The sequence below is a fragment of the Streptomyces sp. SID5469 genome (assembly GCF_009862865.1).
Classification (GTDB): domain Bacteria; phylum Actinomycetota; class Actinomycetes; order Streptomycetales; family Streptomycetaceae; genus Streptomyces; species Streptomyces avermitilis.
In genome coordinates, this window is the sequence record NZ_WWIN01000001.1 from 801,269 (window position 1) to 826,491 (window position 25,223).

28 protein-coding genes and 1 pseudogene are annotated in these 25,223 nt (G+C 69.4%); 8 read left to right on the top strand and 21 right to left on the bottom strand.

What is annotated here, in order from left to right; translation table 11 throughout:
- Positions 1-85 precede the first annotated feature (85 nt).
- Both GTY58_RS03490 and GTY58_RS03495 read right to left on the bottom strand, forming a co-directional pair.
- Positions 86-313, bottom strand: coding sequence for a hypothetical protein (locus tag GTY58_RS03490; RefSeq protein ID WP_010982081.1), 228 nt, complete (start codon positions 311-313; stop codon positions 86-88).
- Between the two features lie 156 nt (positions 314-469).
- Entirely contained in the window at positions 470-922 is a 453-nt protein-coding gene (locus GTY58_RS03495) for a hypothetical protein (RefSeq protein ID WP_037651151.1), read from the bottom strand.
- A 584-nt stretch (positions 923-1,506) separates the two neighbouring features.
- On the opposite strand from GTY58_RS03495, the gene GTY58_RS03500 reads away from it, so the two are divergent.
- On the top strand, positions 1,507-1,917 hold the full coding sequence (locus tag GTY58_RS03500; RefSeq protein WP_010982082.1) for a hypothetical protein: 411 nt from the start codon (positions 1,507-1,509) through the stop codon (positions 1,915-1,917).
- A 121-nt stretch (positions 1,918-2,038) separates the two neighbouring features.
- Here GTY58_RS03500 and GTY58_RS03505 read toward each other — a convergent pair whose 3' ends face one another.
- The 5 genes from GTY58_RS03505 to GTY58_RS03520 form a co-directional block, all read right to left on the bottom strand.
- Complete coding sequence (locus GTY58_RS03505; protein WP_010982083.1) at positions 2,039-2,218, bottom strand: hypothetical protein; 180 nt, start codon at positions 2,216-2,218, stop codon at positions 2,039-2,041.
- A 46-nt stretch (positions 2,219-2,264) separates the two neighbouring features.
- Entirely contained in the window at positions 2,265-2,900 is a 636-nt protein-coding gene (locus GTY58_RS40300; RefSeq protein WP_167544185.1) for a HAMP domain-containing sensor histidine kinase, read from the bottom strand.
- The gene (locus GTY58_RS40305) at positions 2,897-3,652 is read right to left on the bottom strand and encodes a HAMP domain-containing protein (RefSeq protein WP_167544186.1); all 756 of its coding nucleotides are present in this window, start codon (positions 3,650-3,652) and stop codon (positions 2,897-2,899) included. The genes GTY58_RS40300 and GTY58_RS40305 overlap by 4 nt, the downstream gene beginning before the upstream one ends.
- On the bottom strand, positions 3,649-4,335 hold the full coding sequence (locus GTY58_RS03515) for a response regulator transcription factor (protein ID WP_010982086.1): 687 nt from the start codon (positions 4,333-4,335) through the stop codon (positions 3,649-3,651). Before GTY58_RS03515 ends, GTY58_RS40305 begins: the two co-directional genes overlap by 4 nt.
- Positions 4,336-4,831: 496 nt before the next feature.
- Positions 4,832-5,452 carry a gluconokinase gene (locus GTY58_RS03520; protein WP_010982087.1) on the bottom strand — a complete coding sequence of 207 codons (621 nt, stop codon included), beginning with the start codon at positions 5,450-5,452 and terminating at the stop codon, positions 4,832-4,834.
- Positions 5,453-6,224: 772 nt separating this feature from the next.
- Here GTY58_RS03520 and GTY58_RS03525 point away from each other — a divergent pair.
- Positions 6,225-7,130 carry a class I SAM-dependent methyltransferase gene (locus GTY58_RS03525; protein WP_010982088.1) on the top strand — a complete coding sequence of 302 codons (906 nt, stop codon included), beginning with the start codon at positions 6,225-6,227 and terminating at the stop codon, positions 7,128-7,130.
- Between the two features lie 268 nt (positions 7,131-7,398).
- Here GTY58_RS03525 and thpR read toward each other — a convergent pair whose 3' ends face one another.
- Positions 7,399-7,983, bottom strand: coding sequence for an RNA 2',3'-cyclic phosphodiesterase (thpR, locus tag GTY58_RS03530; RefSeq protein ID WP_037651146.1), 585 nt, complete (start codon positions 7,981-7,983; stop codon positions 7,399-7,401).
- Positions 7,984-8,355: 372 nt separating this feature from the next.
- Complete coding sequence (locus GTY58_RS03535) at positions 8,356-9,591, bottom strand: MFS transporter (protein WP_010982090.1); 1,236 nt, start codon at positions 9,589-9,591, stop codon at positions 8,356-8,358.
- Between the two features lie 54 nt (positions 9,592-9,645).
- Between GTY58_RS03535 and GTY58_RS03540 the strand changes: the two genes are divergently transcribed.
- Positions 9,646-10,389 (top strand): helix-turn-helix transcriptional regulator, encoded by a 744-nt coding sequence (locus GTY58_RS03540; protein ID WP_037651234.1) that lies wholly within the window; start codon positions 9,646-9,648, stop codon positions 10,387-10,389.
- Positions 10,390-10,524: 135 nt separating this feature from the next.
- On the opposite strand, the gene GTY58_RS03545 is transcribed toward GTY58_RS03540, so the two are convergent.
- The gene (locus GTY58_RS03545) at positions 10,525-11,520 is read right to left on the bottom strand and encodes an aldo/keto reductase (protein ID WP_010982092.1); all 996 of its coding nucleotides are present in this window, start codon (positions 11,518-11,520) and stop codon (positions 10,525-10,527) included.
- A 126-nt stretch (positions 11,521-11,646) separates the two neighbouring features.
- Between GTY58_RS03545 and GTY58_RS03550 the strand changes: the two genes are divergently transcribed.
- Entirely contained in the window at positions 11,647-12,507 is an 861-nt protein-coding gene (locus GTY58_RS03550) for a helix-turn-helix transcriptional regulator (RefSeq protein WP_010982093.1), read from the top strand.
- A gap of 55 nt (positions 12,508-12,562) precedes the next feature.
- Here GTY58_RS03550 and GTY58_RS03555 read toward each other — a convergent pair whose 3' ends face one another.
- Positions 12,563-12,922, bottom strand: coding sequence for a hypothetical protein (locus tag GTY58_RS03555; protein ID WP_037651144.1), 360 nt, complete (start codon positions 12,920-12,922; stop codon positions 12,563-12,565).
- A 257-nt stretch (positions 12,923-13,179) separates the two neighbouring features.
- On the opposite strand from GTY58_RS03555, the gene GTY58_RS03560 reads away from it, so the two are divergent.
- A complete protein-coding gene (locus GTY58_RS03560) occupies positions 13,180-13,320 on the top strand; it encodes a hypothetical protein (RefSeq protein ID WP_154696716.1) in 141 nt (46 codons plus the stop codon).
- A 250-nt stretch (positions 13,321-13,570) separates the two neighbouring features.
- Here GTY58_RS03560 and GTY58_RS03565 read toward each other — a convergent pair whose 3' ends face one another.
- From GTY58_RS03565 to GTY58_RS03575, 3 genes are all read right to left on the bottom strand, one after another.
- A complete protein-coding gene (locus GTY58_RS03565; protein WP_244905192.1) occupies positions 13,571-13,897 on the bottom strand; it encodes a hypothetical protein in 327 nt (108 codons plus the stop codon).
- A gap of 67 nt (positions 13,898-13,964) precedes the next feature.
- Positions 13,965-15,395, bottom strand: a complete 1,431-nt coding sequence (locus GTY58_RS03570) for a hypothetical protein (RefSeq protein WP_010982096.1) — start codon at positions 15,393-15,395, stop codon at positions 13,965-13,967.
- Positions 15,396-15,994: 599 nt separating this feature from the next.
- On the bottom strand, positions 15,995-16,903 hold the full coding sequence (locus GTY58_RS03575) for a helix-turn-helix domain-containing protein (RefSeq protein WP_010982097.1): 909 nt from the start codon (positions 16,901-16,903) through the stop codon (positions 15,995-15,997).
- 139 nt (positions 16,904-17,042) lie between these two features.
- Between GTY58_RS03575 and GTY58_RS03580 the strand changes: the two genes are divergently transcribed.
- Positions 17,043-17,636 (top strand): MBL fold metallo-hydrolase, encoded by a 594-nt coding sequence (locus tag GTY58_RS03580; RefSeq protein WP_010982098.1) that lies wholly within the window; start codon positions 17,043-17,045, stop codon positions 17,634-17,636.
- A 34-nt stretch (positions 17,637-17,670) separates the two neighbouring features.
- On the opposite strand, the gene GTY58_RS03585 is transcribed toward GTY58_RS03580, so the two are convergent.
- Positions 17,671-18,066: a hypothetical protein gene (locus tag GTY58_RS03585; RefSeq protein WP_048894527.1), complete on the bottom strand. Its 396-nt coding sequence runs from the start codon at positions 18,064-18,066 to the stop codon at positions 17,671-17,673.
- 625 nt (positions 18,067-18,691) lie between these two features.
- Positions 18,692-19,066, bottom strand: a complete 375-nt coding sequence (locus GTY58_RS03590; protein WP_010982100.1) for a hypothetical protein — start codon at positions 19,064-19,066, stop codon at positions 18,692-18,694.
- 100 nt (positions 19,067-19,166) lie between these two features.
- Between GTY58_RS03590 and sigJ the strand changes: the two genes are divergently transcribed.
- Complete coding sequence (gene sigJ, locus GTY58_RS03595; RefSeq protein WP_010982101.1) at positions 19,167-20,081, top strand: RNA polymerase sigma factor SigJ; 915 nt, start codon at positions 19,167-19,169, stop codon at positions 20,079-20,081.
- 39 nt (positions 20,082-20,120) lie between these two features.
- The gene (locus GTY58_RS03600) at positions 20,121-20,897 is read left to right on the top strand and encodes a class I SAM-dependent methyltransferase (protein ID WP_010982102.1); all 777 of its coding nucleotides are present in this window, start codon (positions 20,121-20,123) and stop codon (positions 20,895-20,897) included.
- Positions 20,898-21,407: 510 nt separating this feature from the next.
- Here GTY58_RS03600 and GTY58_RS41250 read toward each other — a convergent pair.
- The 5 genes and pseudogenes from GTY58_RS41250 to GTY58_RS03625 all read right to left on the bottom strand — a co-directional run bounded on the left by GTY58_RS41250 (position 21,408) and on the right by GTY58_RS03625 (position 25,150).
- Positions 21,408-21,539, bottom strand: coding sequence for a hypothetical protein (locus GTY58_RS41250; protein ID WP_255253750.1), 132 nt, complete (start codon positions 21,537-21,539; stop codon positions 21,408-21,410).
- Positions 21,540-22,385 (bottom strand): SDR family NAD(P)-dependent oxidoreductase, encoded by an 846-nt coding sequence (locus tag GTY58_RS03610; protein ID WP_010982103.1) that lies wholly within the window; start codon positions 22,383-22,385, stop codon positions 21,540-21,542.
- A 546-nt stretch (positions 22,386-22,931) separates the two neighbouring features.
- Positions 22,932-23,039, bottom strand: a pseudogene (locus GTY58_RS40310) (ATP-binding cassette domain-containing protein); the annotation flags it as partial.
- A gap of 118 nt (positions 23,040-23,157) precedes the next feature.
- A complete protein-coding gene (locus GTY58_RS03620; RefSeq protein WP_010982104.1) occupies positions 23,158-23,313 on the bottom strand; it encodes a hypothetical protein in 156 nt (51 codons plus the stop codon).
- Between the two features lie 397 nt (positions 23,314-23,710).
- On the bottom strand, positions 23,711-25,150 hold the full coding sequence (locus GTY58_RS03625; RefSeq protein ID WP_010982105.1) for an NAD(P)/FAD-dependent oxidoreductase: 1,440 nt from the start codon (positions 25,148-25,150) through the stop codon (positions 23,711-23,713).
- Between the last annotated feature and the right edge of the window lie 73 nt (positions 25,151-25,223).

Genomic DNA, 25,223 nt, shown 5'->3' on the forward strand with positions numbered 1-25,223 from the left:
CCCTCGGCCCCCTCATGAGCCCTATCGTGCCATCGCCTCGATCAACTCACGCTGCCTTTGCAAGTCTCGATCAGGTGGGCGCGGTTCAGCCCTGGAGGTTCTCCTCGACGGTGAAGTCATCCAGGTCGGCAAGAACAGCGTCGCTCTCTGTCGACAGGCCGGAGCGGCGAACAGGGTGGCGGCGATACGCAAGGCCAGGGGCAGGCCCGCACAGGTTGACGATGGCTGCGGCTGCTTCGGGGGCATCCTGAACACGGGTGTCGGCGGGTCCGCGGGCCTGTAGGACGGCCTGGTGCAGCAGGGCGCTGGACACGACGGTGTCGAGGACCTTCAGGTCGTGCGGACGGGCGTGGCGGCGTGACCTCCGGGGGCAGCACCACGGTGATGTCGCGGCCCTGGATCGCCTCGTGGAAGAACACTCCGCCGCTGATCGCGTTGGACACGTTCCCGTCCTCGCCGGCTGTTCGACTCAGTCTTGCGTCGACCGCGTCTCGCCTTCGGCGGCAGGTGGAGGAGGAGCGGAGGCGGTGAAGGACAAGCCGGAGAAGTCCCGGCCCTGCAACACTGTCCCGTACTGGGTACCGCCGCTGATCGTGTTGCGGACGCCACCGTCACCGGTACGCACCAGCTTCGCCTGCTCATGCCACTGTTGCAGACCAGCAGAGAATTCCGTATCCACCACTGCCCGCACTGCCAGCGCGGTGCTCAGCGCCTGCGCACGCGCCGCATCCTCGGGTTCCTCCCGAAGCCTGGCGAGCTCCGCCTCCCCGGTGCTGACCGCTGGGGCCTGGGCGGATTCGCCTTGGCGACGCCCGAACGGGCGGCGCACCAGCGTGGTCAGCCCCACCCAGGCCTGTCGCCCGAGTTCACCGCCGGCGCCCCCTGCCAGCGCCGCGAGCAATGCCACCGAAATCGGATCCATGCTGTACCACCCTCCGTAGCTCATGCTGCACCGGGAGTGGACACACTACGAGAGGCCGCAGTGCAGAGGGCGCCGATCCGGCAATCCGCCCTGGGACCCGGCAGCGCCCACAGACAGACCAGACCTCGCCGTCTACACCGAGAGCACGTTTTTCGAGACCGGCCGTTGCGAACCGCCGCACAGGGGTACGCGACGGCGTTGGAATTGCCGGACTCCGGTACCTCGGCGGCCTGGCCCGTCGCCGCCGCTGTGGTGGCTGCGGTGCACTCGCAGTTGCCCGTTGAAGGACCTCGCATCGCTCCAGATGCGCACGCTGCACCGCCGACGCTGCTCCTGGCGAGGCCCTCCCCGCGCAGCAGCCTGTGTCATCTGGCCCGTGCAAATAGTGCGCTGCATCCAGCGACACCCCAGCGGCCTCCCGACGACCGCCACCGCCGACCGGGTGTGATCCTCGCCTGCGCCGGCCTCGGCGGTCAGCCGGTCAACGCCTTCGTGTTCCGTTCACCTGCACGCGTGATCCCCAACTCTTGCCGCACCCGGAATCATGCTCCATGAACCGCGTAAATCTATAGGAAAAGGGCAATATGCTTCGACACCGTGTCGTGGTGCGGCACCTGACCCGCGCCACCGTGACCTCGTGCTGCGCCGCTGCTCTCGCCCTCACACAGACGGTGCAGGCCCACGCGGCGAGCCGCACGGTCAACTTCAACTACCAACACATCTGGAAGACACCCGAGTTCGAAACGGGTATCCGCGGCCGCATCCACTTCACCGTCAAGAAGTGCGACCACCCCAACGGGGACATGACCGTGCTGCTGAGGCGCACTGATGGCTTCAACTACGTCGTGGGCAGCCGGAACATCAAGTGCCGCGCTGGCCACACGGCCAACTGGGACGACGATCCGGCGGGGACCTACGAGTTCGAGCTCGGCAAGCTCGACGACTACAAGTTCTTCAAGGGCACCGCCACCTACTCGTTCAACGCCGCCAGGTAGCCGCTGGAGCCGGGCTCGGGCCGGTACCCGGTACCGGGCGCCGGCTCCCGGCGCGGCGAAGGCACAGGGCTCGCGGCCGCTCGCCGGTCCGCCCTCGGCCGTGTACCGGACACTCCAGCACTCAGCCGGCCAGGCCCTTGACGGCAAGGTCGTCGACGACGTGCCGCAGCGCGGCAAGCGCGGGGTCCGCCGACGGATCGGAGGCGGCGACGGCGGCCTGGATGGCGCCCAGGACGCGGGCGACGTCGAGCAGCCGGTACTCCTGGGCACAGGAGATGCCGAACTTCGCGTCGCAGTACACCTCCCACGAGTCTTCCCTGCCAAGTCCAGCGTGTCGACGAGTGCTGTCAGCTTGAAGCGTCAGCCATAGGCTCGCCAGGGGGCCCAGGCTCGTCGGCTGCGGGAAGGCTGAGGGTGGCTTGGAGTCCTCCGGCTGGGCTTTGGCCGAGGTGGAGGGTGCCATGGTGGAGATGGGCCTGCTGTTCGACGAGGGCGAGGCCGAGGCCGGAGCCCGGCGCGCGGGTTCGCGGGCCGCGGGTGAAGCGCTCCTTCATCGCGTGGCGTTGGTCCGGGGGGATGCCGGGCCCGTCGTCGCTGACGGTGATCCGGACCGTGCCGGCCTCGTGGGTGAGCTGGATGTCGACGGTGCCGTCGGGGCGGCCGTGGAGGGCGGCGTTGTCGAGCAGGTTGTCAACCGCCAGGCGCAGTCCTACGGGCCAGCCGGTCAGCGTCGCGGGGGTGCTGCCGTTGAGGCGATAGGTGGTGGGGTGGCGGCGGGCCGCGTGGCTGACAGCCTCGTGGAGGAGTGCACCGAGGTCGACGGGGACACGGTCGGGCAGGGCGTGCGCGTCGCCGCGCGCGAGGGTCTGCAGCCCGGTGAGGAGGGCAGTGATGCGGTGGTGCTCCGCGCCCATGGCCTCCAGTGCGCGGGTGCGCTGTGGTGCGGGGAGGGTGGGGTTGCGCTGGAGGGTCTCGATGGTCATGCCGAGGCTGGTGAGGGGGGTACGTAGCTCGTGGCCGGCGTCGGCGGTGAAGCGTCGGGTGGCTTCCATGCTGGTGCGCAGTTGGCGAGCATGCCGTTCAGGGCGCGGGAGAGGTCAGCGACTTCCTGGGGGCCTGTCACGGTGGGGAGTTGGGGGCCTGTGGTGTCGGCACTGATGGCGAGCGCGCCGGTCCGCAGGCGTTGGAGAGGCTGGAGGATGATCCTGGTGATCAGCCACACGCCGACGGCCGTGGCCAGAGCGGCGGCGAGGGTGACGGCGACGACGATGGCGGTGTTGTCGGCGACACGGCGTTCGATGTGGTCGATGTCCTGGAGGACTTCGAGGCGGTCCCCTGTGGCGTTGAGGGGCTGGGTCAGGGTGCGCCAGGTCTGTCCGTCGGCCTCGATGGTGCTGTAGCCGTCACGGCTGGGCAGCGGGGGCGGGGTGGGCGGAGTCTCGCCGCGCTGGGCGATGACCTGCCCGTCGGAGATGAGGCGGACCAGGCTCTGGCTGCCGGCCAGCAGGCCGCCGTAGTCGTCCCGGCCCTCGTCAGCACCCTCGTGGTCCCCCTGCCCCAGGAGCTTGTCGGCGTCCTGGCGGACCTTTTCGGCGCGTGCGGTGAGCTGGCGGTCGACGTCGGTACGGTCACGGTGGTCGATGCGGGCGACGATGACCAGTCCGGCGAGCGCGACCACGACCGTCACCAGTACCGCGACGGCGGCGGTGATCTGGGTGCGCAGGCGCCGCTTCACGGGCCGGTGCGCAGGACGAGGCCGATCCCGCGGACGGTCTGCAGGATCCGGGGGCGGCCGTCGGCCTCGAGCTTCTTGCGGAGGTAGCCGATGAAGACGTCCACCACGTTGGTGTCGACGTCCCAGGTGTAGCCCCATACCTGTTCCAGAAGCTGGGCACGGGAGAGGACCTGGCCGGGCCGGTGCGCGAGGGCGAGCAGCAGGTCGAACTCGCGGGTGGTCAGGTGCAGGTCCCGCCCCGCGCGGGCGGCCACCCGCCGGGCCGGCTCGATGGTGACGTCGCCGATGACCAGGGGCCGTACGGCGGTCGACTCGTGCAGGCGGACTATCGCGTGCAGGCGGACTATCGCGTGCAGGCGGGCGGCCAGCTCGGCGATGGAGAACGGCTTGACGACGTAGTCGTCCGCGCGGGCCGCGAGTCCGGCGACCCGGTCGTCGACCTCGTCGCGGGCAGAGAGCATGCACACCGGCAGCGTCCGGCCCTGGGCTCGCAAGGACTGTACGACCTCAACGCCGGACAGGCCCGGCATCGTCACGTCCAGGACGATCACCGACGGCAGCCGGTCGGCGACCTGCTCCAGCGCGTTCTCGCCATCCTCGGCGAGGCGGACCGTGAAGCCCTCCAGCCCGAGCCCCAGGTCCAGTGCCTCGCGTACGCCCGGGTCGTCGTCGACGACGAGCACCTCCGGCTTCCTGCCTGCCGCCAGCCCCGGTCAGGACCAGGCCAAGCCCGGCGACGACACCCCCGGCGACGGCGAACACGTCGGCAAACCCGGAGAGAACAAGTAGCTCTCGAAGCCATCGAACCCGTATGCCAGGCGTCTCAACGGCGGCGCCGCGTACGGGTTCGGATCGCGCTCAGGGTTTTGTGAACCCGCGCGCTTGCGGGACGAGAGCACCGTACGAGGCTGGTCGGCGAGTTGCGTGTTGGTGGTGCGTGCGATGTTCGCGCAGGCGGGAACACAGCGGTCCAAGGCGGGTCCCCGGTGCCGACGCGGTGGCAGAGGGCCTTGTCACGGTTGTAGCCGCACATGAGGACAGCGTGAATTGCCCGCCGCGCGGCCGGCCCTGACACGTCGGCGCCTGCGGCGAGATCGGCGTGAAGGGCGGCGAGAGTATCGGCGGTGGCTCGGGCGGTCTCGATGCCGAGGAGCTCGTGGATGCCGGCGTGGCTTCGCGCTAACGGTGGAGTCGGGTATGGGAACTGTCCGAATGCCTGGCGGTTCGCGCGTTGAATTCCTGGGTCTGCGTCTCCGCTGTGGCTCGGGTGAGGATCTCGTCCGCAGTCTCCGCGGGTGACTGCTCGGAGGTGTCGATCCACAATCCGACCCGGGGCGTCTCTCGTTGGAGAATCCGGTCCAGTGGATCGATCTCCCATGCGTTGTAGGCGGTCTTGGGTCTCGCGGCGTCTCGTGCCGCTATGGCCTTGGGCTGCGGCACGAGAACGATGACGTGCAGGGGGCGGTTGCGGATCTGCGCGATCATCTGGGTGAGGTGGTCACCCAGGATGACGTCTTGAGCGACCACGGTGAAGCCGGCCTCGAAGTACTGGTCGATGACCTTCGCCGTCAGGCTGTGACGCAGTCGGAGTTGCCGCAGTGCTTCGTCAGATGGATCTGCCGTCATCTCGGCACGGCCGTTGATGACCATGCGCCGGAACTGGTCGCCCCGCACGTGCACGGACTGCGGGAGTCGTTCGGCCAGCATCTGCGCAACCGTCGACTTGCCTGCGGCCGGGATGCCGGTGATGAGATAGATCGCCTGGTCAGGGCGAGGTTCAGGACTGGTCGGCTGTGTCACAGGGCTGGATTCTCCTTGATACGGCTGCTGACGTCGACAGCGTAGGCGGCCCGGTCCCCAGCGGATGCCTGCTGCCACTGGACGGCGACTTTGATGTGGACGCCGAGCAACCGGGCGAGGATCGCGGCGGGGAGTTCGGTCGCGAGAGTGAACAGCGCGGTGGAGCGATCCTTTTGGGGCCGGATACCGATCTTGTGGAGACGGATGCCTATCTGACTGTCCCTGAGGGGAAATTCTGTCCCTGAAGTTCTTCAGCCCGAGCGGCTGGAGCGGCTGCGTGCGCAGATACGGGGCCCGGCCGCATGGGCACAGGGAAGCTCCGTTTGTGTCCTGGAGCAACGTTCAACCCGCACGCGACGCGTGGTCTTCCCGGATCCGCAGGCGGGTTCCCGTGCGTAGACGTCCAAGAATCCGGGAACCCGGACGCTTCCAACAGCAGCAAGGCCGACCAGGACCCCAGTACCTGGCAGCCGCCCGCCCAGGGCTACCTCTGCCCGCCCTGACCTGCTCGGCCAGCCCGCCGACCGGCAGCACCCGGAGCCGGTCGGTGAGGCGGAGCAGACCCGTTATGGCGACGGATGGCTGATCGAGATCAGCCTCAAGAACCCGAGCTCCGAGGGCCCGCTGAGCGCGAAGGAGTCGACGCCTTCATCGCGTCCGGGGATCAGCCCCCGCCACGCGTGGCGCCGGCCAGGCCCCGCCCCGTCCCTCGCTCCAGGGCGGGTTTACGGAGACGAGACGCGCGCATAGATGGCCGTATCTGGCTGGCGAGTTGAGCGTTGTCGGGTTCATGCGGGCGCCGCGCGGCGGCGCGCTCTTCATCACGGAGGTGGCACAGATGACGCAGTGTTCCGGGGCGGCCCAGCACCCGATCCCGCCTGCGGTCCAGGAAGCGTACGGGACGGCCGATCTCAGTTCGATGCCCTTGTTCGGCGGGGGGTTCATCAATTTCGGCTATTGGCAGGACATCGACCTCGACCAGCCGCTGAGCGAACATGACCGGATCTGCAGCCAGCAGGCCCTGTACCGTCACGTTCTCAGTGCTATGGCGCCCACCGAGGGACTACGGGCACTGGAGGTCGGCTCCGGGCTGGGGGTTGGCGCCGCGGTGGCGCTCGAGGAGTACGGCTTCGCGCACGTCACCGGCATGGATATCCATCCACAGCAGCTCAGGCGGGCTGAACAGGCCAACTCCGCACTGCTGGCTCGCCGCCCCGAACGGTTGCTCTTCGCCCACGGCGCAGCCGAGAACATGCCCTTCGGCGACGGCACGTTCGACTGCGTGTACAGCGTCGAGGCCGCCCAGCACTTCCGCGACCTCGGGGCATTCGCTCAGGAGACCGCACGCGTGCTGCGGCCTGGCGGTCGCGCCGTCGTCACCAGTTTCTTCGTCCCCGACGCCGATCCGGCCCGGACCGGGCGGCTGGCTGAACTGCTCGACACCTTCGCCACCGGCCTGGACGTCGCGCATACCGTCCCCTTGCTGACCAGCAGCCTCGAGCGGGTCGGCCTGACGGGGGTCTCTGTAACCTCGATCGGGGCGTCGGTGTGGCCCGGCTGGGACCGCTGGCTGGCGGGAATGTGGGAGCCTGGCACCTGGCCTCGCAACTTCCTTCGGGCCTTCCGCGAAGGCACCCTCGACTACTTCACGGTCACCGCGGAACGCCCGGCGGTCTGACGGGCCCGAATCGACCGGCGGCTCGCGCTCCGCACGGCTCAGGTCGGGCGGGGCCGGGCTCGGTTGTCGGGAGTCGAGCCGGCCCGGACGGAAGTCCAGGTCGACGACGTTCACGTTCGGCTGTGCGAGGACCTCGGCGTCCAGCGCCGCCGCCTGTGCCGCCAGGTCCTCCAGGGTGTAGCCCTGTCCAGCGGGCGGGCCGCGAGGCTGTCGGGGAGCATCTCCGCATACGTGGCCGCCTCTTCGCCGTAGATCCGGCCGAAGTCGCTCACCTCTGGCAGCCGAAGGACCAGGCCTCGATGTCGCGGTAGTGGATCGGTCCGCGGCTACGGCCGACGTTGCTGCCGACCAGGTGCAGGCGTTCGGCAGGCCATCGGCGGCCGGTGAATCCGGCGAAAGTTTCGGCGATTTCACCTGCCGAGGATCGATCTCCTCGGCGGGCTCGGGCCAACGTCAGATGGGGGCGCAGGGGCCGGTCTTCGAAGGCGACACCGCAGTTCTTGACGGCGGTACGCACATCGGCAGCGAGCATGTGCAGCTCATCCAGATCTCCGTCGATTCCGCTCCACAGCACCCGGTCGTCGAAGTTTCCGCTACCGCGTAGGGCCAGACACAGTGGCTTGTGGTCCGCCGCGAGGTCGGCGAGAGGCGGTCGCAGGAGCGGAACTGCCTCGGCGGACAGTTCCCCGAGGAACGCCAGGGTGATGTGCCAGTCTTCTATGCGGTTCCACCGCATGTGCGGGTGCGTGGCATAGGCGGGGCGCAGCGTTCGGGCCAGCTCTTCCTTCGCGTGGTCTGGCGGGGCAAGGGCGATGAAAACCCGAACTGTCGTCGGCTGAGTTGGATCGTTCACACCGGACTTCGTACCGCACTCGGGTCGTGGATGCGACAGCCCGGGTACTGCAACGCCTGCGCCGCCTTGCAGCGACGCCACCCCAGACATCGCCCCAGCCGCAATCCACACGCTCGCCGGCTACGAGTGGATCAAGAAAAACTCCCTGGGAGAGCACCACGATGGCGTTGCAACTGCATTGATGGCGTTGCAACTGCATTGGCAGTACTCGAGCTCGCCGTCGGATGTCGAGTGGCTGGACAGCCAGTGCCAGGACGGCTGGCGCAGAGCGGCGGTCAGCCCCACTCCTGTAGCGGGCAAAGTTCCTGGGCCCCCAAGCCTGGCGGGCCGTTCATCTCGGCGGTGCCGCGGACTGCTGGCGGGGCGGGCTGGTCAGTCGTGATCGGGCCGGGCGTGAGAGAGGGTGGCATCGGTGTCGTCTCCCTTCGGATGTGCCGTAGCCCCGGGCTGCGGCACGATGGGTTCGGGCTGCGGCACGACGGGTTCGGGAAGAGTGCGGAACAACAGCCAGCTCAGTGCGGGCATGAGGATGAGTGGCGACAGGGCGGCCTGGAGGGATGTCGCGTCGGCGAGGCTGCCGATGAGAGGGCTCGCCAGACCGCCGATGCTGACGGTCAGACCGAGTGTGATCCCGCTGGCGGTGCCGACGCGCGAGGGCAGGTAGTCCTGTCCGAGCGTGACCTGCAGCGAGAACGGGACGTACAGGCCGGCCGAGGTCAGTGCCACGCACAGGTACAGGGCCGGCCCGGGTACGAACACCACCCCCGCGACCGATCCGGCTGTGAGCAGGTACGACCAGCGGGCAACGGTGATCCGGTCCCAGCGGTCGGCCAGCGCGCCGCCCAGCACAGAGCCCACCGCGCCGCCCAGGTAGAGCACGAACAGCGCCGCGGTGCCCGCCGCCGTGCTGCCGCCCATGCGCTCCTTGGCGTACAGCGAGATGAAGGTGCTCAGGCCGACGAAGACGATCGACCGGCACACCACGGCCAGCGACAGCTTCACGAACGAAGCTCTGTCGTCGACCCCGGCCCACACAGCCGCACCGGCCCCGGCGGACTGCTGCTGCTCCAGCGCACGCAGCACGGGCAGACACAGCACGGCACCAACGAGCGCCGGCAGCACCAGCAGCGGCGTCAGGCGCAGACCCCCGGTAGCAACAACAGCGGCGACCATGAGCGGGGCCGCCGCAAAGCCGAGGTTGCCGCCCACAGAGAACCAGCCCATCCCACCGTGGCTGCCCCGGCCGGCGATCCGGGCGACCCGCGCGGACTCGGGGTGATAGGCAGCCACTCCGACTCCGGACACCGCCACGAACACGAGGGTCAGCGCGTAGGGGCCACCCACCCCGCTCAGCGCGATACCCAGGCCGCCGAGCAGTGTGCTGACCGGCAGCAGCCAGGGCATCGTCCAGCGGTCGGTGAGGACACCGAACACCGGTTGCACCACCGACGACAGGAGGGAGGCGGCGAGCACGATGCCCGAGACAGCGGCATAGCTGTAGGCGCGTTCGGCGACGAAGAACGGCACCAGGGACGCCACGGCGCCCTGGTAGATGTCGACGCAGGCGTGCCCGACGGACAGCAGGGTGATTGATGTTTTCCTTCGCACCCCGTCATGGTCGGCGCCGGACACCGTGTCGCGCTTCCGATAAACTGCCAGACGATGACGAAAATCCGCCATGAACCGGTCGCGCCGACCCGCACCCAGCGGCTGGCGCCCGGCGCCGCGATAGACCCCCACCGCCACGACGACCACCAGATCGTCTACGCCGGCCGCGGTGTGCTGGCCGTCACCACCAGCGCCGGCTCCTGGGTCGCCCCGGGCACCCGTGCAATCTGGGTACCGGCCGGGACAGTGCACGCCCACCAGGCCCACGGCGAGCTCGAACTGCACCTGGTGGGGCTGCCTGCGGACGAGAACCCGCTCGCCCTGGAGACACCGGCTGTACTCGCGGTGAGCCCACTGTTGCGCGAACTGATCGTCGCCTACACACGCACCCAGGACGACCACAGCCCCGAACGGGCCCGCCTGCGCGCGGTGTTGCTCGACCAGTTGCGGGCCTCGCCCCAGCAGCCACTGCACCTGCCCACACCGACCGCTCCCCTGCTGCAGACCCTGTGCGACATCCTGCGCGCCGATCCGGCCGACAGCCGCACCCTCACCGAACTGGGCCGCGAGATCGGGGCGAGCGACCGTACCCTGTCCCGGTTGTTCCGCAGCGAACTCGGCATGACCTTCCCGCAATGGCGCACCCAACTACGGCTCCACCACGCACTGGTCCTACTGGCCGACAGCACGCCCGTGACCGCAGTTGCGCACCTGTGCGGCTGGTCGTCCGCCAGCGCGTTCATCGATGCCTTCCGCCGCACCTTCGGCCACACACCGGGCGCCCGGCCGAGGGACTGACAGAGCGCAGCCCGCGATCCTTGCCGTGGCCCTGCTCCGCCCAGGCTCACGCTTTGCGGGACAGAACCTCATGGCCCAGGGTGCCGACTTCCCGGCGGAACGCGCGCCGGAGCAAGCCCCGCCGGAGAGCCGGACTCAGTTACCCACGCCGAGGCCGGACATGAACGCGGACGGGTATCGGTCGCCGCGCGCCGCACCCGGCGGGACCGCCTTCTCGATCTCGGCGAGGTCGTCCGCGGTGAGGTTCAGCTCCATCGCGGGCAGCGCCTCGGCCAGCCGCTCGCGGGTGCGAGCGCCGACCAGCGCGACAATGTCCTCGCCCTGTGCGGCAACCCAGGCGAAGGCCAACTGGGCGACGGTGCACCCCTTCGCCTCGGCGACCCGGCGCAGCGCCTCCACGAGGGCGAGGTTGTGTTCCACGTTCTCGCTCGAGAACCGCGGGCTGAAGGCGCGGAAGTCGCCGGGGCCGGCGCTGTGACCGGCGGACCAGTGGCCGGAGATGAGGCCGCGACCGAGGACGCCGTACGCGGTCAGGCCGATGCCGAGCTCCCGCAGCGTGGGCAGGATCTCAGCCTCCACCGCGCGGGACAGAAGCGAGTACTCGATCTGCAGGTCGGCGACCGGGTGTACGGCGTGCGCCCGGCGGATCGTCGCGGCGTCGACCTCCGAGAGGCCGATGTGCCGCACGTACCCGGCGTCGATCATCTCCTTGATCGCGCCCACCGTCTCCTCGATCGGCACCGCCGGGTCCAGCCGGGCGGGACGGTAGATGTCGATGTGGTCGGTGTCCAGCCGGGTCAGCGAGTAGGCCAGCAAGTTCTTCACCGCCTCGGGGCGGCCGTCCTGCCCGCCGAACTCATGACCCGGTCCCCGCAGCTGACCGAACTTGACACTCAGTTGGTAGCTGTCCCGGTCCCGGCCGCGCAGCACCTCGGCGAGCAGCAGCTCGTTGTGGCCCATGCCGTAGAAGTCGCCGGTGTCGATCAGCGTGACACCGGCCTCCAGCGCGGCGTGCACGGTGGCGATACTCTCCGCGCGGTCGGTCGCGCCGTAAGCGCCCGACATGCCCATCGCACCCAGGCCCAGCGCGGAAACGGCCGGGCCGGTGCTGCCCAGGGTTCGTGTCTGCATCGCGTTCTCCTTCGTCGTCGGTCTGGCACCCACCCTGCGCCCGCGCCGCGACGTGCGGGAGCGGAGCGTTCATCATGGGAGAGCCGCTCCCTGGCTCCGCTTGCCCCCGCGAGCGACCATGGGGCCATGCAACGTGACCAACTCGCCGACTTCCTGCGCCACCGCCGCGAGGCGATCAGCCCGGGCGAGGTCGGTATCGCCGACGGCCCCCGCCGCCGCACCGCCGGCCTGCGCCGGGAAGAGGTGGCCACGCTCGCCGGCATGTCGGTGGACTACGTCGTACGCCTCGAGCAGGGACGCAGCAGTCAGCCCTCGACCCAGCTGCTCGGCGCGCTGGCCCGGGCGTTGCGCCTCTCCGACGACGAGCGCGACCACCTGTTCCACCTGGCCGGCCACCGGCCCCCGCCCGCCGACGGGGTGGCCCGCCTGGCTCGCGCCGGCATGATGCGCATGCTCGATCTGCTCGGCGACACCCCGGCCCTGGTGCTGTCCGACCTGGGCGAGGTCCTCGCCCAGAACCGGGCAGCCGTCCTGCTGACGGGCGACCTCACCGGCTTCCTCGGCGACCGGCGCTACGTCGTATACCGCTATTTCACCGACCCCGCCGCCCGCGCCGTCCACCCGCCCGAAGAGCGGGAGTACCACGCCCGCCAGCTCGTGGCCGACCTGCGCGCGGTCGCCGGCCGCCGGTCCGGCGACCCCACGGTCGCCGGACTCGTCGACCGGTTGCAGACCGCGAGCGCCGACTTCCGCCGACTCTGGGCCGAGCACGAGGTGGCGGTCCGGCGCGCCGACCGCAAGACCTTCCAGCACCCGCGGGTGGGCCACCTGGTGATGGACTGCGAGACCCTGGTCACTCCCGACCAGGGTCAGCAACTGCTGGTGCTCACCCCGGCGGACGCCGAGGCCCGCGAGCGGCTGGAGCTGCTGCGGGTACTCGGCATCGAGGAATTCCCCGCGGCGGCGACGGACACGCCCCTACGGTGAAGCGGCCGACCGCGGGTCACCGGCCAAACCCGTCACCCGACCCGTCGGACAGGCCCTAATTCTCGGCCGCCCGCCCGGCCGCCACGTACCCCTGGAGCATCGCGCCGAACTCGTCCGCCGCGATGTCGCAGTCCTGGAACTGCCCGTACAGGTCGATCAGCCGGACGGTCTTGGTGCTGACGCGCTCGGCCGTGGCGGAGGAGGTCGCCAGGGAAAACCCCGACCCCCACTGCTGCGAGTCGGCGTGCCACGCCGCCAGGTACGTCTCGGCGGCCTTGGCGGAGGCGATCCCCAGAAGCAGGGTCTCCACCGCCCGCCGGAGATTCTCGTCTCCGGCGGGCTCCCTGGACGCGACCCAGTCCTCGTCCTCGTCCAGGGCGAACGTCCACACGACCGGGGCGATGGACCCTGTCATCACTTGCCTTTCGGGACGAAGGTCAAGGGCTGGTGGACACTTGGTGCAGCCCTCACTGCGTATTTCCGGCGCATGACGGGTCAGCAAGGGGAGACATTGTCTCGTCTCGGTACGCAGAGGGGGCGGCACGAAGGGGCCTTTTGCTTGGTGATCTGCGTCTCTGGTGGGCCTGGCCAGGGCTCGTTACGGCGAGTTCCAGGCAGAGGTTTAAGGCAAGGATCAGTCAAGTACCGAAGCTTCAGAGCACAGGGGCAACGGTGACTGCCCATGCCGGCGAACCGGAATCGGCGGCCGCGGATTCGCTGGAGGAACGCGTGGAGGAGCTGCAGGATGAGAATGCGCAGCTTCACGATGTGATGTGCTCGCGCGTCGTGGTGGACCAGGTGCTCCGCTCATGATCGCCAGGACAGCCCCTAGTGCTGGACTCCGTGGACGAGGTGCAGGTCGGTGGCGGTGGAGGCCGCCAGGGCGGAGAGTTGCCCCGAGCCGGCCACGGGGGGACGCTGCCCCCGCTGAGGCCGGGCGTACTGCGCGAGCCGCTGCAGCGTACCGCTCCTTGTCGAAGCCGGGTGGCCGGCCACCGGTGCTCCCGGCCCGCAGACGGCCGGCCGCTTGGTCGGCTTCCCGCTGCGGCGGCCGGGCGATGACCTAGAACAGGGCATTCACGCCTTCCTGAATCATCGTCAGGTCTGCTGCGACCGCGGCGGTCGCGTGGACGCCAGGGGCGATGAAGCCAAGCCAGCGTAGGAGGATGTTACGGCGCGGCTCGTCGCGGGCCAGTTCCGTCTGCACCTGTTCGGCGGCCGCGACCAGCTCCGCCCCGTCCTCGTAGTACTCCTCGTTGCGGCGGAGTTCGTCCAGCAACAGGCCGACCGCGGCGCACAGTTCCGTGACGGCCTCGGCGTGTTCGGCCGGCGTCTGAGTGCCCGTCACCGTGGCACGGCCCAAGGCGACCATGCTCTGCTCGATTCGCACATCCCGGCCGGCCTGGATGCCGCTGACGTGCCCCGCCTCCCTACGCGCCCCGTGAGCCGACATCATGTCACCTCTGTTTTACCGGCTGCGGGTTGTTCCACTGGTGGCCGCTGCCTCCGGCACGCACGCTGGAGTCCTTGATAGAGATGTCGCGCCCCGCGAACAGACCGGAGTTGTAGATGGAAGTCTGCCGCTGGATCAGGTCGCTGGAGTCGATGTTGTGGTCCTCCAGGAACTGCACGAGGGCGTCCAGCACACGGTGTTCGATCGTCTTGGCGTACAACTCCCGGTCCAGCGCCTGGAAGTACCGGCAGAAGAGCCAGTCGCTCGCATCCTCCCGGAGACTGAACTCCGCGCCGTAGTCGAAGGACCGCAGGCGGATCCAACGCTCCTGTCGGCGTTGTTCGCGGCGCCTGGCGAACGGCGCACAGAGGTCTCCGAGGATCGCGAAGGGCGCACGGACCAGTAGGATCGGGGTGCGTACCCCGGCCTCGGCAACTAGCTGGCACCACTGCCCGAAGGTGGGTGAATCCAACAGCCTGTCCACGGTCCGGTACTTCTCCCGCACTGGCGCGAGCAGACAGTTGCTGCCCTCGATGAACGCGGTGTCGCGGCCGGACAGCAACGCGCATCTCAAGAACAGGGTACTGACTAGTTCGCCGCTCCAGCCGGTGACCCGGATCGCCAGATAGGGTCGCGCCTGGCCCTTGCCGTCCTCACGCAGCTCGCGCAGGAGTGCGTCCGAAACCTGCGCCCCGGGCGGTCCGGCCAAGTTGCGCAGCACCTCGCCGCGGGTGCGGTCGTCGATTCCGATCAGCAGGTCGGCCCCGTTGACCAGGAGCACATCGGAGATGTCCATGCCCGGCAGCTTGAGGGCCCCGACCCGGGCGGAGATATGGGCGTTGAGCTCGTGGATGGTGAAAGGGATGACCTGCTTGCCTGCCTCGGGACGTCCGGTGTTCAGGGCGAACGACCAGCTTCTGAAGGTCTCCCCGTGCCCGACGAAAGGCTCGAAGCGCGAGGAGACTATGACGTTGCCGCGGTCACGGAGTTCGATGGCCTCAAGGCGTGCGGCATCCCTGACCCCTGGTGGTCGGGGGGCGTACTTCGGATCGAAGTTTTCCCGCTTCAACTTCCGGGAGACGACGCCGTAGTGCACCGAAAGCAACTCGGCGGCCACGACCACCCAGGCCACGAGCAGACCCAGGAGAAGAGATGCCCCGTAAGTGAACGGCAGAGTGACCACCATGACGACCAGCAGGAGGAGGAGTACGACATCCCGCCGCTGCTGGCGAGTGTGGGCGGCCAGGGCGTGTCGCAACACGCAGCCAAGGTCCACGCCGGGCGAGGAAGCGGCGGCACGCCGCGGCTCGTGCACGATCCGGGCGACCGCCTTGCGAGCGAGCCCGATGTCGGTGTGCATCGCGGCGCACAGGTATCGGGTGACGTCGTAGGAGAAGTGAGGGGGTGCCCCCGCCGCGGACGGCGGCTGCGGCATGGGAGGGGGAGAAATCGGCGTACGCGCCGTATCGCGCGCGGGCCGGGCAGGCCAGGTGGGCGGAGGAGGAACGGGTGGGCGGCCGCGAGGTGCGCCGCCGTGTGGGTCGACGGACGGGTTCATCGCTTCTGCCTTAGGGAGTCGTTCAATTGCGCCACATACGCGTTGACATACTGAGCGTGATCGGCAGATCGCCTGAGCGTTGCCCATTTTACTCCGATTTGCACACTCTTTCTCAACTTTGATTCCCGTAAGCCCGGAGGTCACAGGAGACCAAGCGGTGGCTGCGCCGGACGTCCCGCGTCCGGGCGGGTGGTGGTTCGAACGGTGCCGGATTACGACCGCCGGCCGTCCCTCTGGCGCCCCGGCCGACTGGCGTTACCGGCCTCAAGTGCTTACCCAGAAGCCGTTGAACTCGTGACGCGGCTGTACCGGTTCGGTTTCGACACCGTAGACCACAGTCCGCTGAGCGAATCCTGGACCGGTCAGTTCGTGCCGCCGAAGATTGACCGGACAGGGATCCGCGGCTCACCTCGTGGCCGGGTGCCTGTAGGTGGGGAGAGCGGCCTGCTCCGAACGGCGTCGGCTCGCCCGGCTCGCTATGGCGCGTTGGTGAAGGAGCGGCGGTAGGAACGGGGCGGCACACCACGGCGGCGCACGAACTGTTCGCGCAGGACGGCCGCGCTTCCGTATCCGACCCGGTGGGCGATCTCCTCGATCGTCAGGTCCGTGGTTTCCAGGAGTTCCTCGGCGCTGCTCAGTCGCAGGCTCCGGAGCCAGGCGTGCGGGGTGGTGCCGGTCGCGGCGGCGAAGCGGCGGGCGAAGGACCGTTTGCTCATCACGGCGCGTCGGGCCAGTTCCGCGACGGGAAGCGGTTCGTGGAGGTGCTCACGGGCCCAGGCGAGCACCTCGGCGAGACGCTCGTCCTGGCAGTCGTCAGGGACGGGGGAGGTCAGGTACTGGGCCTGACCGCCGTCCCTGTGGGAGGGCAGCACCATGTCGCGGGCGACGGCGTTGGCCATCGCGGCCCCGTACTCCCGCCTCAGCAGATGCAGGCACAGATCGAAGCCCGCGGCGGCTCCCGCACCCGTGGTGATCCGCCCTTCGTCGATGTACAGGGCGTCGGGGTCCACAACGACGTCCGGGTGGCGGCGGGCCAGCAGTTCGGCGAATCGCCAGTGCGTGGTGGCCCGTCGGCCGTCGAGCAGGCCAGCAGCGGCGAGCGCGAAGGTGCCGACGCAGTGGGCCGCGACCAGCGAGCCGCTCTCGTGTGCGGCCGACAGCGCGTCAAGCACAGCGGGACCGGGTGGCGTACGGAAACCGGCCCATGGCAATGCGATCGCCAGATCAGCGGCAGCCAGCCGGTCCAGGCCATGCGCGACCGTGAGCGGCACGCCGAGGTCGGTAGGGACCGGCCCGGGCCGGTCCGCGCACAGCACGAAGTCGAAGCCGGGCAGCCCCTCCCCGTGAGGGCCGAACACCTCGGCAACGATGCCGACGGCGAGCATGCCGACACCAGGGGGAACGTACGCGGCAACGGTCACGAAGGGCGGCACAGGAGCAGTGTGGCACGAATGGCACGAATCCTGCGATGAGAGGCAGCAGTGCCACTCGTCAGTGGCCGACCCGCCCGGAAGGATGGGGGACATGACAGACGCACCGCTCGGCCGCAGCGCCGTGTACACGATCCTCACCACCGGCTACGTCGGCTCCACCGGACCTGGAGTCGCCGCCACCGTCTCCTACGTCGCCGACGGCGGCCGGCATGTGGTCTTCGACCCGGGCATGGTGGCGAGCCGCGACCACATCCTCGGCCCGCTCGCGGAGTTGGGGCTCGGCCCCGACGACATCACCGATGTGGTGCTCAGTCACCACCACCCGGACAACACCATGAACGTGGGCCTGTTCGGACGGGCCACGGTCCACGACCACAAGGTGGAGTACCTGGGCGACCAGTGGAGGAACCGGGACGCGGAGGGCTACGAACTGACCCCGTCGCTGCGGCTGATCCGCACGCCGGGACACAGCCTCGAGGACATCACCCTGCTGGCCGGCACGGACACGGGCGTGGTGGCGTTCGCCGGCGACCTGTGGTGGCACTCGGACGGCCCCGCGGACGACCCGGTAGCCCCGGACCGCGAGGTACTCCGCGCCTCCCGGCTCCGCGTGCTGGCCGCCGCGGACCTGATCGTGCCCGGCCACGGCAGCCCCTTCAAGGCCGACATCACCGCGCCACGCTGACCAGCCTTCGGCGGCAATGAGTCAAGGTTCGCTGTCACAGGGCAGGGGCGCACGGCTCGGTGACGATCGCGAACGAGGTGGTCACCATCAGGACCGCCACGGCCGGAGGCATCGCCGTGTGGGTGGTCTGGCCGTGTGCCATGCCGTTGCGGATCTTGCGGCCGTAGTCGAGGTACTCCGCCTGCCGGGCCGTCAGGACCCCCGCCCCGGCGCCCTGCTCGATGAGCTTCCGCAGCGGCTTCTTGCCGGCGTCCGGGATGCGGTCGCGCAGCACGATCTCCACCGCGATCAGGAAGTGCATGACCGCCACGGCGGAGAACTCGTAGCAGACGTACGAGTGGCGCAGCAGCTCGCGGGCCGTGTGCAGGACCGTCGCCGCGGCCTCGGGTACGCCGTCGGGCACGGGCAGGTCCTCAGCGAGGTCGTGCATGTCGGCGTAACTGTCGACGAAGTGGTGGGCGCTCGTCCGGCACCGGGAACGGCAGCCGCTGGGCGGTGATGCGCGCAGTCCGGCAGTTGCGCCCACCAGGCAACAGCGGCTCTTCCCCGGGGCCGTGGTGACGTTGTGCCGCAGTTGGCCAGTGCTTCCCGAAGCGCGGCTGGTCGTGGACTCGTGTTGCTTGGTCGTTGGCCAGAACGTCGCGCCGTGGCTGGCCAGTCCACAGGCGCTTTGGTCACGCAGCGCACATTGAACGGTCTGCCGCGGAAGGAGCATCGGCTTAGGTCACTGGGTGGGATCATGAGGAGGATGGCCGAGATACCCGCCCTGATCACCGCCCACTGGCCGGTCGCGCCGTCCGGGGAGACCGACTGACTGCTGCAGTTGACCAACGGCTGATCGAGATCCTCGTTCAATACAGGCCAGCGAGAGCGGACACTCGCTGCCTGGGGTACTACAGCCCGTTGATGCTCGGCACCACCGACTTCCGCCCTGGGCCCGTTGAGGCAACTGCTCGATCCGTGCCCGCTGTCATCAGTCAGCGACACACCCGGACCAACGATCGGATAATTCGCAGAAAGCAGCCTGGTTGATCCCGGCGGGCCCGTATCGGACCTTAGCGCCGGGCCAGCGCCAGCACACTCAGACCGAACATCAGGACTCCCAGGGGGAGATGGACCGACGGGACGTGCGCGATGCCGAGCAGGACCTGGACCGAGGCAAGTACGAGGAAACCGGAGGCGTGCCAGACAGGCCGGGGCGAGCCGCCGCCCGGCTTCCACGCCAGCACCGCGGCGAGCACATACAGCATCGACGCCCCGTACATCACACGGGCTCCGACACTGTGCAGCGTCTCTCCGTAGGACGAGGTCAGCAGCAGTCCGGCGGAGACCGCCTGAAGGAAGATGGTCAGGGTCTGCAGGGCGATCGCGATCTGCAGGAACGAGGCGCTGCGCTGTGCGTTCGCTGTCGCCGTCACCTGAGTGGCCATGTCACAGTCCTCTTTTCCGCCCTCGGGCAGTAGATCGATAAGGTCTCACCAGCCCGACGACGCGGGCCTGCGAAAGGTAAGGCGAGGGGGCGGCCGGAAGATGGGGACTGTCGGGAGCACCGATGGGATAGCCGGCGAGCGACACCAACTGATCAATGTCGCTTACCGGTTGCTCGGTTCGGTGACCGAGGCCGAGGACGCGGTACAGGATGCCTACGCACGCTGGTACGCGCTGCCACGAAGTCGGCAGGAGGAGATCCTGTCCCCCGGCGCCTGGCTGACGACGGTGACCAGCCGCATCTGCCTGGACCTGCTCGGCTCGGCGCGGGCCCGTCGTGAACGCTATGTCGGCGCGTGGCTGCCCGAGCCGCTGCCCGACCGCACCGAGAGGGACCGCGCGGGCGGCGCCGGCCCCACCGGCCCTGCGGACCCTGTCGACCAGATCGTCCTGGACGAGTCGGTGGCCATGGCCTTCCTCGTCGTCCTGGAGTCGATGACGCCCGCCGAGCGGGTGGCGTTCGTCCTGCACGACGTTTTCCGGTACCCGTTCGCCGAGATCGCCGACGTTCTCGGCCGGACCCCTGCGGCCTGCAAGCAGCTGGCGGCCTCCGCCCGGCGGCGGGTGAGCGTCGCGCGCACTCCGGTGACGGCGACCGGCCAGGCCGACGTGGTGAGGCACGTCAAAGAGGCATGGGAGACCAAGGACATCGCAGCCCTCGTCGATCTCCTCAACCCGGCCGCCGTGATGACCGCCGACGGCGGCGGCATGGTCGGCACGGTCCTGCGCCCGGTCGAGGGCGGCGCGCGCATCGCCCAGTACATGGTGGCCATTGCCGACAAGGCTCCTGGGCTCGAACTCCTGGAGCGGTCGGTCAACGGTGTGCCGGGCCTGGTGGCCCAGCGCGCCGGCGTCGTCGTGACCGTAGCCTCTTTCGACGTCTCCGACGGGCGCGTCACCCGGATCTGGGCGGTCCGCAACCCGGAGAAACTGCGGCCGTGGGCGCGGGAGGGCTAGAGCCTGTCCGGCGCATCATGTGACTACTAGGCTGCGACGATGGAACGCATAACCGATGTGCCCGAGAGTCCCGCCCAGTCTGCCGATCCGGCCCGGGTGAATGACTACGACAGCTTCGCCGAGGCGTACTCGGCGGAAACCGAGAACAACCTCGTGAACGCGTACTACGCGCGGCCCGCGATGTTAGCCCTCGCCGGAGACGTGGCCGGCCGTCGGATCCTGGACGCCGGCTGCGGCTCGGGCCCCCTGTCCGCTGCACTGCGCGACCGCGGTGCCGTTGTCACCGGCATCGACGCCAGCGCCGGGATGCTGGCGCTGGCCAGGCGGCGGCTCGGTGACGACGTAGCCCTGCACGTGGTCGACCTGAGCGACCGCCTGCCGTTCGACGACGGTGCGTTCGACGACGTGGTCGCGTCGCTGGTGTTGCACTACCTGGAGGACTGGGGGCCGACGCTGGCCGAGTTGCGGCGAGTGCTCAGGCCCGGCGGCCGGCTGATCGCGTCGGTGGACCACCCTTTCGTGGCCTACACGTTCCAGGATCCTCGGCCCGACTACTTTGCGACCACCAGCTATACCTTCGACTGGACGTTCAACGGGCAGTCCGTCCCGATGAAGTTCTGGCGCAAGCCATTGCACGCGATGACCGATGCCTTCACCACCGCCGGTTTCCGCCTTTCCGTCATCAGCGAGCCGCAGCCCGACCCGGCCGCCATTGAGCTGTTCCCCGACGCCTTCCATGACCTTTCGACCAAAACCTGCTTCCTGTTCTTCGTCGTCGAGGTACCGCCGTCGGCTACCGGCTCGGACGACTACTGAGGTTTTCGGTTCGGGGTGACGACCTTGCGGGACCGGGATCAGCCCTCGGAGGTTCGTAGTCGTAGCCCTCCGGTCGCTCCAGCTCTCGGTCTGGTCGTCGACGGTTGCCGGTCGCCGGTCGCCGGTCGCCGGTCGCCGGTCGCCGGGTCGAAACCACGGTCGCGGACGGTCGTTTCGGTGGCTGGATCGTGGCTGGATCCGCGGCGGATTTTCTGTGTTTCCGCTCAAGGGGCAAGCGATAAGTGCGGTGCGCGGACACAGGCACAGGAGGCCGGACATCCGATCTGTCCGGCCCAAGCTGGTGGTGGAAGTCGGCGTCGATGTCGCCCGAGACGCCTGCGGCCGATGGCACCATCCCGCACGCTGGCACCTTGCACGCCCCGACCTCTCCCCCGCCTGACGTCGCCACACTGACACGACACGGCGCGTCGGGCCCCGGCCGGAACCGATCCGCAGACTCCGCCGGCATCTACGCAGTGGTCCCGTGGCGAAGGGCCGCGGGAGCGGGCCTCAGGTCTGGGAAGGCGGTGTGGTGAGGTCGAGGGTGAGCGGGGCGGTGTCGCCGGTGCCCAGCCGGCCGAGCGAGAAGGCCATGGAGGCGCCGACGGTTTCTGGCGTGCGGAAGGACTCCGTAGTGCCCACCTAGAGGAAGTGCTCGCAGATCGCTTCCGGAGTCGGGTCTTCCTTGAAGAGCATGCCGTCTGTGGCCCCCAGGAAGATCCGCCCCACCCGGCGACCGGCCGCGTGGAGCAGCTCCCCGGTGCAGGGCACCCGCTCGTGGGCCAAAAACGCCACCACAGACGCGACATGCCGGGCGGGGAACAGTGACGTGAGGAGGCTGGTCATCTGTTCGTCGCCCTGGACCGCCTCCAGGGACATACGGGTACCGGCGATGGGGACGACCGCGTTGACCTTGATCCCGTGCGCTGCGCCCTCGGCCGCCAGCGAAGTCGTCAGCCCCAGGACGGCGCCCTTGCCCGCGGCGTAGACACTGAGCCCAGTGTCGCCGAACAGCGCATCCGAGCACGTGTTGACGATGCGCCCGTAACCGGATGCGACCATGTGCGGCCAGACCGCACGCAACATGTTCAACGTCCCGCCCACGTGCGTGTCCAGCACCCGGCGGCACTCGTCGTCGGAGAGCTCCGTGAGCGGCCGCAGGATCGAGATCCCCGCGTTGTTGACCACGATGTCCAGCCGCCCCCACTGCTGGTCGGCGGTGGCAACCAGTGCCTGCGCGCCGGCCGTAGTGGAGACGTCGTGAATGTCCGCGACGGCCTCGCCGCCCATCGCGAGGATTTCCTCGGCCACCGCATGCGCGGGCGATGCTGACGACCCACGACCGTCAATCCCGGTTCCCACGTCGTTGACCACCACCCTCGCGCCCCGCGTCGCCAAGAGCATCGCGTGCTCCCGGCCCAGCCCACGCCCAGCACCGGTCACCACCGCTACACGACGGTCGAACATAAGCGGGTCCACCGCGTTCATCGGTCCTCCCCAAGAAATGCCCTACCGGGTCCGCCCGGAAGCGAGCACCCCACCCAAATCGGCCCGTACGTCCGGCACCTGCCCATCGGCCGCGATCCACGCAAGGACACCTGGGATCCCGACCGGAGCGGGCTGCCCCCGCTCACCGTCGTCCCACTCTGGCCCGCACCAAAAGGTCCCGGCAGGGAGCGTGGCGGCCGGACCGACGCACGCGGCCGCACCACCCCTGCCCCCAAACGCTCCGGCGCGCGCCGCTGCGCGAGCGCACGTCAACTGGCTGCGAACCGGCACACAGTAGCGACTTCCCTGGGACACGACGGCCCGGCTCCCCGGGCAGCCTTGCTCCGGATTCAGCGAACCCGCGCGCCTCGCGTCGCGCCGCACTCAAGGGACTGTTCACCGAGCACGGACTGACGGCGTCGTGGGCGCGGTCACCGACGCCCTCCCCCACAGCCCGCTGCCTCGACGCAGCCGTACGCGGCGATGGTGGCGGTGTGCCGACCGTTCAGCAGGACCCGGCCCAAGTCAGGCTCGACCATGCGGTTTGATCAAGCGCAGCAACGTGGTCTTGCCGCATCCGGAGGGGCCCACCAGGACCGCGGTCTCTCCTGACCCGGCCTCGAAGCTGAGGTCGTCCAGAGCCAGGGCCCCGTCGAGGTAGCCCTCGCTCCCCGGTCGAAGCGGATCAACCGCCCTTCCTCGCGCGGGTTCAGGACCGCCGCTTGTGGTCATGGCGCCACGTACACGCCCTCCCGTGAGAGTCGATCGCGCATTACCGATGACCGGGTTCGCCGTAGTGCGCGAACAGCGCCAGCTGATCTTGGATCCAGGGGTTGAACGCCAGCAGCTGGCCCTGTACCCAGGGGTCGGGGCGGTGCTTCGCGACCTGGCCGCCGTCCAGGCTGCGGGTCGTCGTGTCCGCGGTCACGACAACCCGCAGCGCCTAAAGAAGGGCAGGTCCGCCGTCGCAGCCATGGAGCAGCGGACACTGCAAGGAGGAAAGACCATGAAAGAGGATCACCTGAATGTTGACGAATAGGTGGGCGAGGTCCTGAAGGAGCGCTGAGTGTGCGGAATCGTTCCGATTGGCTGGCGCGCCTGTGGCAGGGGGCGTGGGTGGGCCGTTGAAGCCCAGGACTCCCGGATTGCCGGAGCCTTGGACCCCGCCCCGTCTGTGCGACCCGTCTGTGTGACTCGACATCGGGTCGGACTCGTCGACCGAAGAAGACTGCCGGCCACCGGGACAGGAGGATCGCTCCTCACCCGCAGACGACCGAGTCACCCGGCGGAGGTCAGGACCGCCCCGCGTGCCGGCCGGAGCATGCTCAGCCGCGGTAGGTCTCCAGCAGCCGCAGCCAGACTTCGCCGAGGGTGGGGAAGGCGGGGACGGCGTGCCAGAGCCGGTCGAGGGGCACCTCGCCGGCGACCGCGATGGTGGCCGAGTGCACCAGTTCCCCGACTCCGGGGCCGGCGAAGGTGACGCCCACCACGGTGTTGCGGTCGGTGTCGATGAGCATGCGGGCCCGGCCACGGTAGTCGTCGCCGTACTGGTGGGCGCCGGCGACGCGGGCGAGGTCGTAGTCGACGACCTCGATGCGGCGTCCGCTCTGCTCGGCCTCGCGGCTGGTCAGGCCGACGGAGGCGACCTCGGGAGTGGTGAAGACGACCTGGGGGACGGCCGCGTGGTCGGCGGTGGCGACATGCGCGCCCCAGGGGGCGTCGTCGATGGGCTCTCCCTTGGCGCGGGCGCCGATGACGGTGCCGGCGATCCGGGCCTGGTACTTGCCCTGATGCGTCATCAGGGCGCGGCGGTTGACGTCGCCGACGGCGTAGAGCCAGCCGCCGTCGACGCCGGTGACCCGGAAGGTGTCGTCGACGGTCAGCCAGTCGCCGGGGGTGAGACCGACGGTCTCCAGGCCGACGTCGCGGGTCTGCGGGGCGCGGCCGGTCGCCAGCAGGATCTCGTCCGCGGCCAGCTCCCTGCCGTCGGACAGCGTGATCCGCACCTCGCCGTCCTCGCCGCCCTCGCGGGCCATGGAGGTGACGGTGGTGCTGAAGCGGATGTCGACGCCTGCTTCGCGCAGTCCGTCGGCGACCAGTTCGCCGGCGAACGGCTCCATCCGCTCGAGGAGCCCGTTCTCGAGGACCAGCATGGTCACCTGGGAGCCGAGGGCCTGCCAGGCGGTGGCCATCTCGACGGCCACCACACCACCGCCGACGACGGCGAGGCGGTCGGGCACCTTGTCGGCGCTGGTGGCCTCGCGGCTGGTCCAGGGGCGCACGGTGTCGAATCCTGGGATGGGAGGCAGGGCGGCGCGGGTGCCGGTGGAGACGGCGACGGCGTGCCGGGCGGTCAGGGCGATGGTGTCGCCCTCAGAGGTCTGCACGGCCACCTCCTTGCAGCCGGTGAGTCGGCCGTGGCCGCGTATGAGGTCGACGGAGACCGCGTTCAGCCAGTCGGCCTGGTCCTCGTCCTTCCAGTACGAGGACATCATGTCGCGGTGTGCGAGGACCGCCTCGACGTCCAGCGGCCCCGCCACCGCCGGGTCGAGTCCGGGGACGCGGCTCGCGTCGGCACGTGCCACCACCGGCCGCAGCAGCGCCTTGCTCGGGTCGCAGGCCCAGAACGAGCACTCTCCGCCAAGGAGTTCGCGCTCCACGATCACGGCGCTGAGCCCTGCGGCGCGGGCGCGTTCGGCCACGTTCTCGCCGACCGGCCCCCCGCCGATGACGATCACGTCGTAGGTGCGGGCTGTCTCGTTCATCACTGCTGCGTTCCTCACTGCTGCGTTCCTCATTACTTCGTTCCTCACTGTTTCGTTCCTCATTGCTTCCGTG

Coding starts and splice junctions, on each gene's coding strand:
- GTY58_RS03550 (WP_010982093.1), top strand. CDS start 11,647: ATGCAACGTGACCAACTCGCCGACTTCCTGCGCCACCGCCGCGAGGCG.
- GTY58_RS03545 (WP_010982092.1), bottom strand. CDS start 11,520: ATGCAGACACGAACCCTGGGCAGCACCGGCCCGGCCGTTTCCGCGCTG.
- GTY58_RS03600 (WP_010982102.1), top strand. CDS start 20,121: ATGGAACGCATAACCGATGTGCCCGAGAGTCCCGCCCAGTCTGCCGAT.
- GTY58_RS03540 (WP_037651234.1), top strand. CDS start 9,646: ATGACGAAAATCCGCCATGAACCGGTCGCGCCGACCCGCACCCAGCGG.
- GTY58_RS03590 (WP_010982100.1), bottom strand. CDS start 19,066: ATGGCCACTCAGGTGACGGCGACAGCGAACGCACAGCGCAGCGCCTCG.
- sigJ (WP_010982101.1), top strand. CDS start 19,167: ATGGGGACTGTCGGGAGCACCGATGGGATAGCCGGCGAGCGACACCAA.
- GTY58_RS03495 (WP_037651151.1), bottom strand. CDS start 922: ATGGATCCGATTTCGGTGGCATTGCTCGCGGCGCTGGCAGGGGGCGCC.
- GTY58_RS03500 (WP_010982082.1), top strand. CDS start 1,507: ATGCTTCGACACCGTGTCGTGGTGCGGCACCTGACCCGCGCCACCGTG.
- GTY58_RS40300 (WP_167544185.1), bottom strand. CDS start 2,900: ATGACCATCGAGACCCTCCAGCGCAACCCCACCCTCCCCGCACCACAG.
- GTY58_RS03570 (WP_010982096.1), bottom strand. CDS start 15,395: ATGCCGCAGCCGCCGTCCGCGGCGGGGGCACCCCCTCACTTCTCCTAC.
- GTY58_RS03580 (WP_010982098.1), top strand. CDS start 17,043: ATGACAGACGCACCGCTCGGCCGCAGCGCCGTGTACACGATCCTCACC.
- GTY58_RS03585 (WP_048894527.1), bottom strand. CDS start 18,066: ATGCACGACCTCGCTGAGGACCTGCCCGTGCCCGACGGCGTACCCGAG.
- GTY58_RS03625 (WP_010982105.1), bottom strand. CDS start 25,150: ATGAACGAGACAGCCCGCACCTACGACGTGATCGTCATCGGCGGGGGG.
- GTY58_RS03555 (WP_037651144.1), bottom strand. CDS start 12,922: ATGACAGGGTCCATCGCCCCGGTCGTGTGGACGTTCGCCCTGGACGAG.
- GTY58_RS03610 (WP_010982103.1), bottom strand. CDS start 22,385: ATGAACGCGGTGGACCCGCTTATGTTCGACCGTCGTGTAGCGGTGGTG.
- GTY58_RS03575 (WP_010982097.1), bottom strand. CDS start 16,903: ATGCTCGCCGTCGGCATCGTTGCCGAGGTGTTCGGCCCTCACGGGGAG.